At 45.5% G+C, this 14,682-nt stretch carries 8 protein-coding genes and 3 rRNA genes; 10 read left to right on the forward strand and 1 reads right to left on the reverse strand.

Annotated features, from left to right (window positions below):
• Window positions 1-20: 20 nt before the first annotated feature.
• The 9 genes from NST38_RS03200 to NST38_RS03240 all read left to right on the forward strand — a co-directional run bounded on the left by NST38_RS03200 (window position 21) and on the right by NST38_RS03240 (window position 12,123).
• The gene (locus NST38_RS03200) at window positions 21-923 is read left to right on the forward strand and encodes an ABC transporter ATP-binding protein (RefSeq protein ID WP_036613228.1); all 903 of its coding nucleotides are present in this window, start codon (window positions 21-23) and stop codon (window positions 921-923) included.
• Window positions 916-2,211: an ABC transporter permease gene (locus NST38_RS03205; protein ID WP_076254698.1), complete on the forward strand. Its 1,296-nt coding sequence runs from the start codon at window positions 916-918 to the stop codon at window positions 2,209-2,211. Before NST38_RS03200 ends, NST38_RS03205 begins: the two co-directional genes overlap by 8 nt.
• Window positions 2,212-2,785: 574 nt before the next feature.
• Entirely contained in the window at window positions 2,786-3,130 is a 345-nt protein-coding gene (locus NST38_RS03210) for a DoxX family protein (protein WP_076254700.1), read from the forward strand.
• A 92-nt stretch (window positions 3,131-3,222) separates the two neighbouring features.
• Complete coding sequence (locus NST38_RS03215; protein ID WP_076254702.1) at window positions 3,223-3,648, forward strand: MarR family winged helix-turn-helix transcriptional regulator; 426 nt, start codon at window positions 3,223-3,225, stop codon at window positions 3,646-3,648.
• 1,108 nt (window positions 3,649-4,756) lie between these two features.
• Complete coding sequence (locus NST38_RS03220; RefSeq protein ID WP_076254704.1) at window positions 4,757-5,977, forward strand: TraB/GumN family protein; 1,221 nt, start codon at window positions 4,757-4,759, stop codon at window positions 5,975-5,977.
• 539 nt (window positions 5,978-6,516) lie between these two features.
• Window positions 6,517-8,069: ribosomal RNA gene (locus NST38_RS03225) — 16S ribosomal RNA — on the forward strand.
• Window positions 8,070-8,375: 306 nt separating this feature from the next.
• A 23S ribosomal RNA gene (locus NST38_RS03230) occupies window positions 8,376-11,301 on the forward strand.
• A 79-nt stretch (window positions 11,302-11,380) separates the two neighbouring features.
• Window positions 11,381-11,497: ribosomal RNA gene (rrf, locus tag NST38_RS03235) — 5S ribosomal RNA — on the forward strand.
• Together the 16S, 23S and 5S rRNA genes form the textbook arrangement of a ribosomal RNA operon.
• Before the next feature lie 272 nt (window positions 11,498-11,769).
• On the forward strand, window positions 11,770-12,123 hold the full coding sequence (locus tag NST38_RS03240; protein WP_076254798.1) for a FlxA-like family protein: 354 nt from the start codon (window positions 11,770-11,772) through the stop codon (window positions 12,121-12,123).
• Between the two features lie 156 nt (window positions 12,124-12,279).
• Here NST38_RS03240 and NST38_RS03245 read toward each other — a convergent pair whose 3' ends face one another.
• A complete protein-coding gene (locus NST38_RS03245) occupies window positions 12,280-13,635 on the reverse strand; it encodes an MATE family efflux transporter (protein WP_076254796.1) in 1,356 nt (451 codons plus the stop codon).
• 162 nt (window positions 13,636-13,797) lie between these two features.
• Here NST38_RS03245 and NST38_RS03250 point away from each other — a divergent pair, with 162 nt between their 5' ends.
• Entirely contained in the window at window positions 13,798-14,532 is a 735-nt protein-coding gene (locus NST38_RS03250) for a class I SAM-dependent methyltransferase (protein WP_076254794.1), read from the forward strand.
• Window positions 14,533-14,682: the final 150 nt, after the last annotated feature.

Here is a 14,682-nt window from a genome sequence, read left to right on the forward strand (position 1 = left end):
CCGAAGGGAGACGATAAATGATGAACCGATTGGAATTGAAGCAAGTCGTCAAGCAATATGCAGACAAAACAGCCGTTAATGGAGTCACGCTCAATGTAAAAGAGGGGGAGATTTACGGACTGCTCGGAGCCAATGGTGCAGGTAAAACAACAACAATGCGTATGGTGCTTGGACTGATTCACCCGGACGGAGGGAATATCCTGTACAACGGCAAGCCCTATAATACGGAGCTGCAACAGATTATGGGTTATCTTCCGGAAGAGCGCGGATTGTACCCGAAGGTGAAAGTCAGCGAACAGATTAATTACCTGGCACGACTTCGTGGCATGAATGGTAAGGACGCAGATCAGAGCCTCAAGTACTGGCTGAACCGGTTTGAGGTACCTGAGTATTACGATAAGAAGATCGAGGAGTTATCCAAGGGTAATCAGCAGAAAATGGGCTTTATCGCGGCTGTAGTGCATAGACCGCAGATTCTCATTCTGGATGAAGCGTTCAGTGGACTGGATCCTGTGAATGTGGAATTACTCAAGTCCACCGTCAAAGAATTGCGAGACGAAGGCACGGCCATTCTGTTCTCAACACACCGTATGGAGCACGTTGAAGAGTTGTGTCGTCAGATCACCATTCTGCATCGTTCCAACACGGTGGTACAAGGAGAGATCAAGGAGATCAAGAGCCGGTATCCGCGTGAACAGGTATTCCTGGGTACGATTGGTAGTGTGGAAGGACTTGAACAGTTGCCTGGTGTGAAGAAAGTCGAGCGGAATGAGCGTGGTTACCTGATACATATTAGTCAGGTGGAAGCGGCTCAAGAGATTCTGAGAACAGCTATGACTCAGACGACAGTGGAACACTTTGAACTGAAGGAACCAACGCTTAACCAAATCTTTATTCGTGAGGTAGGTGAGTCGAATGAATAAAATGGGAACGATTACGGGTTTTACATTTAAAAACAAAGTTAAAACGAAATCATTCATGGTAACGACCATTGTACTTGCACTTTTAATTTCAATCGGACTCAATGTTCCGTATTTCATTACCTTATTCAACGGGGGTTCCATTGGTGGAGCTTCAAGCAGTAATCCTGTAAATATTGGTCTTCTGAGTACAGGGCAGCCTAAAGTTTCCGAGAAACTGGAGAGCTTCTCTGCGGCTCAAGGAGATCAGGCCTATCGATTCATTGCCAGTGGAGACAAGGATGAGGCGGCCCTTAAAGCAGATGCGGAAGCTGGGCTTACCGATGGTTATCTGAAGTTTGAAGCTGTTTCCGGGCAAGAGTTCCCGCAGCCCATTCTATATTCAGCAGAAGACGTATCACCTCAGATCATTGCATCCATTGAAGCAGCGTTGCAGAGTGTGAAGCTGGATGTGGTTGTGAAGGATGTACTCACAGCGGAGCAGAAGGAACTGATTACAACACCTGTGAAGCTCACTGAGCAAAGTTTGAGTACAGATGAGAGCGGAGCAGGTACTGAGTCTGAAGGTAAAATGAGCCCGATTAACTATATTGTGGTGTACTTGCTGATCATCCTGCTGTTTACCTCAACGATGATGACAGGTAACATGATTGCCTCTGAGATCACAGCTGAGAAGAGCTCACGTATTATGGAGATTCTGATTACGAGTGTATCACCGCTCAGTCAGATGTTTGGTAAAATCATCGGGATTTTCATGGTGGGGATGCTGCAAATCGGGATCTTCGGAGCGGTGGTTGCCGGAAATATCTTGTTGCCGCATAACCGTGCAGTATTAGGTGATTTCAATATGAGTGTAAGTGATGTGAATATTGCGGTTATTGTGTACGGACTCATATTCTACATTCTGGGTTACTTCCTGTATGCCGTGTTGTTTGCTGCCATTGGTTCAATGGTAAGCCGTACTGAAGAACTCGGTCAGGCTGTTCTGCCGATTACGATGTTGTCGCTTGTTTCCTTCTATATTGCCATCTTCAGTATTTCTACGCCGAACATTCTGTTGTTGAAAATCGCAAGCTTCATTCCATTCACGTCGCCGACCGCGATTCTGGTACGAATCGGCGCAGGAGTTGCGCCAACTTGGGAAATTCTAACGTCCTTAGCGATTCTTATTTTATCCATTATCATCTTCGGATGGCTTGCAGCCAAAATCTATCGCACAGGTGTGTTGATGTACGGTAAACGCCCAACCTTTAAGGAATTGTTTAAAGCCATGAAGGCATATAAGATCTAGGTTGAGTGTTTGAAGGTGTTGTGTGTTGTCATAATTAGCGAGATATGCATATTTATCCATAAATATGCATATCTCTTTTTGAAATTAGCTTGCAGCCATTGGTGGCCAATTTAATGTTGAACGCGCTACATGTTGTTTAATTATGTTCGATACAAACAGTCAAGAACGAATAATTACTTAGAAGTTATATTTAATTTGGGATGGTTGATTTTTGTATAAACAAGCTAAATTACATTCCGTAGGTCGAATTGACAATAAGTTAAGTAAATTACCTTTGTTTGTTACTAAATTTATTGAAAGTAAGAAGCATAGGCTTTTAATTGGCTGATTACAGAGAAATTTACCACAGTTCAACAAAGAACAGAAATTGAATTATCCATGCTAAAAATATTAACGATATGTGAAAAAGAAAGCTTCCTTTGGAACGATAATCTAAGAAAAATTAAAAGGACATAAGAGGGCTATAATCTATAAACCTTTATTTTAGGGTTGACAATATATAAAATTTCAAACAAAATACATGCTATAGCATATATTAAATTCATATGCATAAATTTATGAAAGAGGGGTAGATATGTTCATTTTTATCACAGTTTTACAGGTTCTATTAGGTGGTTTTTTCCTTTTTACAGGAAGCAAAATTATTTCCGGTAAAATGGCCAATGAGTTTAAACGTTTTGGACTGCCATCGTTCTTTAATGTTTTGACTGGTTCGTTCGAGATTGTGGGGGCAGCTGGTATGATCGTTGGCATCTGGATGCCTGTCGCAGCAATTTTAGCTGGTTCGCTTCTAGCCGGAACAATGCTTGCTGGAGCGCTTACTTTAATAGTCTTAGCTAAAGATCCGATTCAGAAGGCCATTCCAGCACTCATTTTGTTCATACTTAGCTTGATTGTATCCATGTATCATTTTTTCTAAACGAAATTAACGAATTTTTGACGGATTTCATGTGTAACCTTTGAGAGATCGACTATATTTGATTTAAGAAAATGATAAATGAGGGTACTACAATGGACTTATATAATATTACCGGCTTCTTGATCCATCGTACAGATGTTAAGCTTACAAACTATTTTACGAAACAATTAAAGCCCTACAAGGTGACACCGGAGCAGTGGAGCATTATCTCCTGTCTTGATATAGATAAAGCTATGACTCAAAAAGAGCTGGCGGAGGCCATCGATCGGGATCAAACAACGGTAGTGAGAATGATACATTCTTTAGAACGCAAGGGCATGGTTCGACGTATTGTTCATGATCAGGATAAGCGCTCACATTATTTATATTTGTCCTCTAAAGGTCAAGAAGTTAAAGGAAAGCTGTTGTTAACAGTTAAAAACGCGCATGACTATGTTACACGAGGTTTGGAACACGATGAATTAAATCAGTTAAAAATGATATTAGATAAACTGTACCGAAATGTGCAAGAAGATTAGTTAGACTCTATACCAGAGGATGAATCATGACAACTACATGCCGAAGCACAAAAATTGTGAGATTCTTTCCGAATGAAGCAGCAAGAATAAGGATCCAGCTTCTACTTACTTTAGAAGGAGCTATCAGAAATATATGGTCGAATATCATCGTTCACTGAATATTTAATTCCATCAATTCGATTATCCCAGCAATATTTTTAGTTGTACTCAAGCTGATAGGAGCTGCTTGATGTTTTCCTGAACATATTACTAGAGAAAGAAGGGAAGGAAAGATCACTGGATTATGATTCTAACTGGTTTTGAGATAGCGGCAATTCGCATACCATTAAGTATTTATGTTTCTGTAGAAGAATAGAAGACGGAATGATTTTAATTTAAATGAATAAAGTATTCTAAAATGAGACTGTTATCTAATACTAGATAGTGGTCTTTTTGCTATGTATAATTAAGATAAAATATCGAAAAAATCCGTATACATTATCATATATGAAGATGCAAAATGAGTTTTGCGCTTTTTCCTACTTATCATGAAAATATGTCCTGATAGATAAGCTTTATTGATGACTTTTTCTCACTAATTATGACAAGTGGTGTGCTGTGTCGGTGGTCATATTAAATCGAGTTCAGGAGAGGGTCGATGATCATGCAGCAGTTAAAAGGGTTCTATATACAGTTTTTGAGGGAAAATCTGTGGTTTAAAGCATTGATCGATCCTGACTACACTACTACTTTCAATTGTATTTAGCAGTTCAGCCTTTTCAGAGCAGGGCAACTACCAAAGCATCTCTAAATTAGCTATCGCTATTTTCTTCGTCGCATATGGAGTGAAGCTGTGGGGCAATCCGAAGGTTTCTATAGCATTCTTTTTCCTGGCTCTGATCAGTATCTATTTATCTTGGCATAGCTTGGATTTTGCGAATATCTAGCATTAAACCTATACGACGGTTTCGTTTTTATTGTTTCTTATCTAATGAGAGTAATGAAGGGAGAAAGTGCTGCTCCGTTTGCGGAGTGGCACCAATTCCCATCTTTAACCGTAGTATCTAAGTATGTCTATTCTATTAAAAAATGGATTGGCAACTATATTCCTTAAAGGAGGATACATAATATGAAGAATTGGAAACGCATGCTCTTATCTCTTACAATCTCGGTAGGGTTGCTCGCATCTGCAGTACCAGCTATGGCTGCTCCACAAGGAACTTCCGTCAAGGTTAATGACGAAGCTGTGAAATATGCTACAGGAGCGCCGATCCTGGAGAAAGGTACAACATTAGTTCCACTGCGGACTACGCTGGAAGCTATGGATGTGAAGCTAACAACTGCGACAGATGATACGATCACGGCTGTAGTAGATGGCAAAACGATTACACTCAAAAGCAAGCTTACACGTATCAACGGTGTAACGTATGCGCCAATCCGCATCGTCGGTGATGCAGCGGGTTATGAAGTTCGCTGGGATGCTGCAACGCGCACCGTGCTACTGGTATCCAAAGGTGGAGCAACTGAAACTGCGCAAACCGGTGGACGTGGCTTCATGTGGGAAGTTGAAAGCAATGGCAACACGGTCTATCTGGTAGGGTCCATGCATATTGCGGATGAGAGCTTCTATCCATTGCGTCCGGAGTTTGAAGAAGCCTTTGCGGAAGCTGACTATCTCGGGGTAGAGATTGATATTAGCAAAGCCGCTGATGAAGAGCAGCAAAAGCTGGTTCTAAGTCTGGGTTCGTATCAAGATGGAACAACACTGAAAGATCACATCTCCAGTGAAACGTATACTAAGCTGGGTGATGTATTGAAGAAAAATGGTCTGGAGTCTAACGCCTTGGATGCATTTAAGCCTTGGGTAGTAGAGAGCACACTTGCAAGTTTGAAGTCCACAACGGCAGGATACGAAGCGTCAGCAGGAGTGGATCTGTATTTCATCCAGAAAGCGATCGAGCGCAAACTTCCAGTTATCGAGCTGGAGAGTTATCAATCTCAACTTGGCATGTTTAACGACTTTTCCAAAGAAACACAAGAGGAAACACTGAAAGCGACAATCGAAAACTTCGACGTGTTGGATAACAGTGTGAAAGAAATGGCTGAGATGTGGAAAACGGGTAATGACGAGCAACTGCTTGAACTGACAAACAGCTTCTCCACTAACGAGGAATATAACAAAGCAATGCTGGTTGATCGTAACATTGGTATGGCGGACAAAATCGATGGTTACTTGAAAAACGGCAAAGGTGAGGAGTATTTCATTGTTGTTGGTGCGGCACACTACTTGGGCGATCACGGCATCGTGAAACTGCTTGAGGATAAAGGATATAAAGTAGAACGGAAATAAATATAGATTACTATAGAAGGTAACCCTTTCGTCTCGAATATAAGAGTTGAGAGGGTTGCCTTCTTATATATAGAAGAAAGATAGATTTAAATAAAGAAGATTAAGCTGCAGGATAATAAAATTGAACCTAAGAGTTCATGGTAGATTGAAGGTCCTTAATATGGTTAGATCGTGGATTTGATAAGTTTTGAAATTAACTCTTTACAAGTGTGTGTTCTACATGGTATACTCTATTTCCGGCCAAAAAAACACGAGATATACGGTGCGGCAAGCGATTGAAATAAGCTTCGAAAGAAACTTAAAAAAAGAGCTTGCAAAGTTGGTTCGGACATGATATTATATAAGAGTTGCTGAAGAGAACAACATTCGGTAACGAAAACAAGTTTGATCTTTGAAAACTGAACAACGAGTGAGTAAACATTCTGCTTGCAGAATGAACGCGAAAGTTTGAGACAAGCCTTGGCTTGAATCGACTGGAGCACAAATGAGATTTTTAATCTCGTCAGATTCAAAATGAGCTTATCGCTCTTTTCAATACTTTATTGGAGAGTTTGATCCTGGCTCAGGACGAACGCTGGCGGCATGCCTAATACATGCAAGTCGAGCGGACTTGAAGAGAAGCTTGCTTCTCTGATGGTTAGCGGCGGACGGGTGAGTAACACGTAGGCAACCTGCCCTCAAGTTTGGGACAACTACCGGAAACGGTAGCTAATACCGAATAGTTGTTTTCTTCGCCTGAAGGAAACTGGAAAGACGGAGCAATCTGTCACTTGGGGATGGGCCTGCGGCGCATTAGCTAGTTGGTGAGGTAACGGCTCACCAAGGCGACGATGCGTAGCCGACCTGAGAGGGTGATCGGCCACACTGGGACTGAGACACGGCCCAGACTCCTACGGGAGGCAGCAGTAGGGAATCTTCCGCAATGGGCGAAAGCCTGACGGAGCAATGCCGCGTGAGTGATGAAGGTTTTCGGATCGTAAAGCTCTGTTGCCAGGGAAGAACGCTTGGGAGAGTAACTGCTCTCAAGGTGACGGTACCTGAGAAGAAAGCCCCGGCTAACTACGTGCCAGCAGCCGCGGTAATACGTAGGGGGCAAGCGTTGTCCGGAATTATTGGGCGTAAAGCGCGCGCAGGCGGTCATTTAAGTCTGGTGTTTAATCCCGGGGCTCAACCCCGGATCGCACTGGAAACTGGGTGACTTGAGTGCAGAAGAGGAGAGTGGAATTCCACGTGTAGCGGTGAAATGCGTAGATATGTGGAGGAACACCAGTGGCGAAGGCGACTCTCTGGGCTGTAACTGACGCTGAGGCGCGAAAGCGTGGGGAGCAAACAGGATTAGATACCCTGGTAGTCCACGCCGTAAACGATGAGTGCTAGGTGTTAGGGGTTTCGATACCCTTGGTGCCGAAGTTAACACATTAAGCACTCCGCCTGGGGAGTACGGTCGCAAGACTGAAACTCAAAGGAATTGACGGGGACCCGCACAAGCAGTGGAGTATGTGGTTTAATTCGAAGCAACGCGAAGAACCTTACCAGGTCTTGACATCCCTCTGATCGATGCAGAGATGTATCTTTCCTTCGGGACAGAGGAGACAGGTGGTGCATGGTTGTCGTCAGCTCGTGTCGTGAGATGTTGGGTTAAGTCCCGCAACGAGCGCAACCCTTATATTTAGTTGCCAGCACTTCGGGTGGGCACTCTAGATAGACTGCCGGTGACAAACCGGAGGAAGGTGGGGATGACGTCAAATCATCATGCCCCTTATGACCTGGGCTACACACGTACTACAATGGCCGGTACAACGGGCTGCGAAATCGCGAGATGGAGCCAATCCCAACAAAGCCGGTCTCAGTTCGGATTGCAGGCTGCAACTCGCCTGCATGAAGTCGGAATTGCTAGTAATCGCGGATCAGCATGCCGCGGTGAATACGTTCCCGGGTCTTGTACACACCGCCCGTCACACCACGAGAGTTTATAACACCCGAAGTCGGTGGGGTAACCGCAAGGAGCCAGCCGCCGAAGGTGGGATAGATGATTGGGGTGAAGTCGTAACAAGGTAGCCGTATCGGAAGGTGCGGCTGGATCACCTCCTTTCTATGGAGAATCGTTTCCTGCAACGGAAACATTCAAATATGCAGCTTAGCTGCAAAACACTCACTCGTTGCTCAGTTTTGAGAGCTCAAACTCTCAAACAGCTTGCTTTTGCATGGAGCTTGTTCTTTGAAAACTAGATATCGAAACGAAACAAACGCGAATTAGAACATTCCTTTTTAGCTGAACTTGTGTTAAACAAGTTTCAATAAAAACGGTAGATTGCACGTACGATGGTATCGAATGGGAGCGACTTTTGGCTTTGCGCAAGCAAACCAAGGGAAGCGAGCAGTCGAAACCGGAGCACGAGGTTAAGCTACTAAGAGCACACGGAGGATGCCTAGGCGCTAGGAGCCGATGAAGGACGTGGCGAACAACGAAACTGCCTCGGGGAGCTGTAAGCAAGCTTTGATCCGGGGGTGTCCGAATGGGGAAACCCAGCTGGGGTAATTTCCAGTTACTCACAACTGAATACATAGGTTGTGTAGAGGCATACCAGGGGAACTGAAACATCTAAGTACCCTGAGGAAGAGAAAACAATAGTGATTCCGTCAGTAGCGGCGAGCGAACGCGGAGAAGCCCAAACCAAAGAGCTTGCTCTTTGGGGTTGTGGGACGTCTCACATGGAGTTACAAAGGAACCGGTTAAGCGAAGAGGTCTGGAAAGGCCCGCCAAAGAAGGTAAAAGCCCTGTAGTTGAAAGTTGGTTCCCTCCGAGACGGATCCCGAGTAGTGCGGGGCACGTGAAACCCCGTATGAATCCGGCAGGACCATCTGCCAAGGCTAAATACTTCCTAGCGACCGATAGTGAAGCAGTACCGTGAGGGAAAGGTGAAAAGCACCCCGGAAGGGGAGTGAAATAGAACCTGAAACCGTGTGCTTACAAAAAGTCAGAGCCCGTTTTAGGGGTGATGGCGTGCCTTTTGTAGAATGAACCGGCGAGTTACGTTCCCGTGCAAGGTTAAGGTGAAGAGCCGGAGCCGCAGCGAAAGCGAGTCTGAATAGGGCGACTGAGTACGTGGACGTAGACCCGAAACCGGGTGATCTACCCCTGTCCAGGGTGAAGGTGCGGTAACACGCACTGGAGGCCCGAACCCACGCATGTTGAAAAATGCGGGGATGAGGTGGGGGTAGCGGAGAAATTCCAATCGAACTCGGAGATAGCTGGTTCTCCCCGAAATAGCTTTAGGGCTAGCCTCGGAAAACAGAGTCGTGGAGGTAGAGCACTGATTGGGTGCGGGGCCCGCAAGGGTTACCAAGCTCAGTCAAACTCCGAATGCCATAGACTTACTTCCGGGAGTCAGACAGTGAGTGCTAAGATCCATTGTCAAAAGGGAAACAGCCCAGACCATCAGCTAAGGTCCCCAAGTGTGTGTTAAGTGGGAAAGGATGTGGAGTTGCACAGACAACCAGGATGTTGGCTTAGAAGCAGCCATCATTGAAAGAGTGCGTAATAGCTCACTGGTCGAGTGACTCTGCGCCGAAAATGTAACGGGGCTAAACACACCACCGAAGCTATGGCTTGATGCTTTGCATCAGGGGTAGGGGAGCGTTGTATAAGGGTTGAAGGTGTACCGTAAGGAGCGCTGGACATTATACAAGTGAGAATGCCGGTATGAGTAACGAAAAGATCAGTGAGAATCTGATCCGCCGAAAGCCTAAGGGTTCCTGAGGAAGGCTCGTCCGCTCAGGGTAAGTCGGGACCTAAGGCGAGGCCGAAAGGCGTAGTCGAAGGACAACAGGTCGAAATTCCTGTACCACCGTAAGCCGTTATGAGCAATGGGGGGACGCAGTAGGGTAGTGACGCGGACTGATGGATGTCCGTCTAAGCAGTAAGGCTGATGTGTAGGCAAATCCGCACATTGTAAGGCTGAGCTGTGATGGGGAGCGAAAATTATAGTAGCGAAGGTCATGATCTCACACTGCCAAGAAAAGCCTCTAGCCAGGTGATGGTGCCCGTACCGCAAACCGACACAGGTAGGCGAGAAGAGTATTCTAAGGCGCGCGGAAGAACTCTCGTTAAGGAACTCGGCAAAATGACCCCGTAACTTCGGGAGAAGGGGTGCCCCGGTAGTGTGAATAGCACGAGGGGGCCGCAGTGAAAAGGCCCAAGCGACTGTTTAGCAAAAACACAGGTCTGTGCGAAGCCGTAAGGCGAAGTATACGGGCTGACGCCTGCCCGGTGCTGGAAGGTTAAGGGGAGTGGTTAGGAGCAATCCGAAGCTGTGAACCGAAGCCCCAGTAAACGGCGGCCGTAACTATAACGGTCCTAAGGTAGCGAAATTCCTTGTCAGGTAAATTCTGACCCGCACGAATGGCGTAACGACTTGGGCGCTGTCTCAACGAGAGATCCGGTGAAATTTTAATACCTGTGAAGATGCAGGTTACCCGCGACAAGACGGAAAGACCCCATGGAGCTTTACTGCAGCTTGATATTGAATTTGGGTACGATCTGTACAGGATAGGTGGGAGCCTTTGAAACGTGAGCGCCAGCTTGCGTGGAGGCAACGTTGGGATACCACCCTGATCGTATCTAGGTTCTAACCTGGTACCGTAATCCGGTGCGGGGACAGTGTCAGGTGGGCAGTTTGACTGGGGCGGTCGCCTCCTAAAGAGTAACGGAGGCGCCCAAAGGTTCCCTCAGAATGGTTGGAAATCATTCGAAGAGTGCAAAGGCATAAGGGAGCTTGACTGCGAGACCTACAAGTCGAGCAGGGACGAAAGTCGGGCTTAGTGATCCGGTGGTACCGCATGGAAGGGCCATCGCTCAACGGATAAAAGCTACCCTGGGGATAACAGGCTTATCTCCCCCAAGAGTCCACATCGACGGGGAGGTTTGGCACCTCGATGTCGGCTCATCGCATCCTGGGGCTGAAGTAGGTCCCAAGGGTTGGGCTGTTCGCCCATTAAAGCGGTACGCGAGCTGGGTTCAGAACGTCGTGAGACAGTTCGGTCCCTATCTGTCGTGGGCGTAGGAAATTTGAGAGGAGCTGTCCTTAGTACGAGAGGACCGGGATGGACGTACCGCTGGTGTACCAGTTGTTCCGCCAGGAGCACCGCTGGGTAGCTATGTACGGACGGGATAAACGCTGAAAGCATCTAAGCGTGAAGCCCCCCTCAAGATGAGATTTCCCAGTATGTAAGACCCCTTGAAGACGACGAGGTAGATAGGCTGGGGGTGGAAGTGCAGCAATGCATGGAGCTGACCAGTACTAATCGGTCGAGGGCTTATCCAATAGCAAGTGATAATTCGTATGTTTCGTTTCGAATCTAGTTTTCAGAGAACGATCTCTGAAATGTAAGCTAAGCTATGCGTTTGGTGGCGATGGCGGAGGGGTTCCACACGTACCCATCCCGAACACGACCGTTAAGCCCTCTAGCGCCGATGGTACTTGGACCGCAGGGTCCTGGGAGAGTAGGACGCCGCCAAGCAATATAAAGACACACTTGATGATATCGAGTGTGTCTTTTTGTTTTACTATTTTACACTGGCAAACAACTAACTTACAGATGAGACGAAATTAAGATTCTTCACTTATATGAAGACTTCCAATATTATTGATCAGACTATTAATGCTGGTAGGTATATTTCCATCTGTTCGACTTCTTATTCTTAGCTCCTTCAGCAACCTTTCAGTTGAATTTAACGTACGTTTCAGTGGGATAGGGTATAGTGAAGCTAAGTAAAGAGGGGAGAAATCATAATGAATATATCTTCTACAGCCAGCTCCACTACATCATACATATCGACATCTTCGAGTTCGGACAATTCAAGCAGCTTGGAGAAACAAAAGACGAAGCTTGAGGCTCAGCTGGAGAAAGTACAATCCAGCAAGGACGATGAACAGACTAAGGAGACAAAGACCAAACAACTTCAACAGCAGATCAAACAGATTGAGAACCAGATTGCACAGCAAAGCTCTCAAGGAGCTGGTACAACTGCTACGAAGGAGGCTCCACCTGCCCAACCACCATCCAATGGAATGGGAGTAGCTACCCCTAAGGAGATTGCAAACGCAACGACAGACAGCAATGGTCGATTTGATATACGTATCTAATTCCATCTAAATTTAGGATAAAACAAAAGCCCTGACCGATCTATATTGATCGTGCAGGGCTTTGTATATTAGTTTTTTAGATTATTTATGAGGTCTACCTACATTTTATCTACGTTCCATTGATCTTCTATCTGTTGCTGTTATTACCTGTTAACGTTATTCAGACTGCAGCGCGTGTATTCGATCCGTAAGGGATCGTTTTCTATAGTACAGGGCTATGGTTGCGAGAACCAGCATTTCGGACAGCGGTACGGCAAGCCAGACACCCGTGACACCAAAGAATGAAGGGAGGATCGCAATCAACGCAATCATGATGATCATTTCACGCGCAGCTGTAATCCAGATGGCCATTTTGGCATTGCCTACAGATTGAAAATAGGTGCTCATGACAAAGTTAACACCCATAAACACATAGGCAAATGTAAATATACGTAATCCGTAGACGGCATTATCTGTTACGCCGGTACTGAAGTTTCCAAAGATTTGCACGAAATAAGGCGCACCAATTTGAACAACAATCAGTAATAGTAGACCGCAAGCCAGAGCCGTTTTGGTAGCTAAACGTATCGTTTGTTGTACCCGTTTAATCTGTTTCGCACCATGATAATAACTGATCAGAGGTTGGGCAGCAGACGCCAGACCCAGGAACGCTAACAGTACCACACCATGAATATAGTTCAACACGGTAAAGGATGCTACACCATCCGTACCCGCAATGCGGTCCATGGAGATATTGTGAGAGACAGAGAAGACCGACATGCCAAGTTCAGCCAGAAAGCTGGGGAAACCAATGAGTAGAAGGGAAGCCAGCAGTTTGTTGTTCCATTTGAACCGGGTGAACGTGAGATTATTTGTTTTTTTGAAAAAATGAGTAAACAGGACAAGTAGCGCAAGAGACGCCGATACAATTGTACCGAGGGCCACACCGCGTACACCCCATTCGAGTACATACAGTGTTATATAATTGATGATGATATTGGCTACAGCAAACGTAATCTGAGCGTACATGGATGTGTTGGGGTTCCCATCGTTTCGTACAAAGATAGAGAGTGCATTCTCAATGGTGAAAACAAACCCGAACAATAACATGATATTCATATAGTCTGAAGCAAACGGGAAGGTCTCGGCGTTTGCACCGAGGGAGTATACCAGTTTGTCTTTGAATGTAAATGCAACATAACCAATGGCTACCGTAACTAACATAATGAGCATAATGGATTTGGTAAAAATTTGTTTGGCTGATGTGATATCTTTTCTACCCATAGCGTTGGAGTACAACGTTGCCCCGCCCATACCAATCCACAGCGACATGGCAACAAAGAGCGTGTAGACAGGTGAGGCAATGCCGATCCCGGCCATCGCGGTAGAACCCAGTTTGTGTCCAACCATAATGCCGTCGATAATAAAATTAAAAGCAACTACCAGCATCCCCAATACAGAAGGCACGAGGTAACTTATAAAAGCTTTACCTACAGATTGCCCTTCCAATGGATGCGTCCAATTCGTATTCATAATGACCTCCGTTAGTAAACTGAATGTTCATTCTGTATATAATAATACTGAACGTTCGTTCTGTATGATAACACGCCATGAATTCTCTTGGCAACTTTTACGTTTAAATATCGTTTATGTGATAGAGTAGGTGGATATTTATAAGGCGGGAGGAATCTCTTGATGAAACAAAATAAATACGATGAAGCTGAGTTTTTCGACAACTATAGTAAGATGGCTCGTTCCGTTCAAGGGCTGGATGCAGCCGGGGAGTGGTATGAACTGCAGACTCTTTTGCCTGATTTGAAGGACAAGCGTGTGCTGGATTTGGGATGTGGTTTTGGGTGGCACTGCCGGTATGCGCGAGAGCAGCAAGCGAGTTCAGTGATCGGTGTAGATCTGTCTGAAAATATGCTTCAGCGTGCTCGTGAAATGACGGACGACCCGCAGATCCAGTACAAGCAGCTGGCGATTGAAGATATTGATTTTGCACCGGGACAATTCGACATTGTGATTAGTTCACTTGCCTTGCATTATATTGAAAGATTAGACACGGTGTACGCTAAGATCAATGATTGTCTCGTAGAAGGTGGCACATTTGTACTATCTTCCGAACATCCCATCTTCACCGCTCGTGCTGCGCAGGATTGGCATTACGGACCCACAGGTGAGATTCTTCACTGGCCCGTGGATGATTACCATGATGAAGGGAAACGTGTGGCGAACTTTCTGAATCAGGATGTGGTTAAATATCATCGCACTCTGGCAACACATCTCAATGAACTGATTAAGGCAGGGTTTGCTATTCAAAAGGTGGCTGAATCCAAACCATCACCAGAGATGATCGAACAGGTTCCAGGCATGCGAGACGAAAATCGAAGACCGATGTTTCTGATGATTGCTGCTGTGAAAGTATAACGATGAAAATGATATGATAGACCAGAGGGCAGAAAGAAACTGAGGAAGTGGAGCGTTCGCTTAAAAGCTTTCTGATAGAGATTTCTAACTAAGCAAACTTGAAGGAATCAGCGTGTTCAGCGATGTTGAACATGCTGTTTTTTTATTTTG

The sequence above is a fragment of the Paenibacillus sp. FSL H8-0104 genome (genome assembly GCF_038050215.1).
GTDB classification, from domain to species: domain Bacteria; phylum Bacillota; class Bacilli; order Paenibacillales; family Paenibacillaceae; genus Paenibacillus; species Paenibacillus amylolyticus.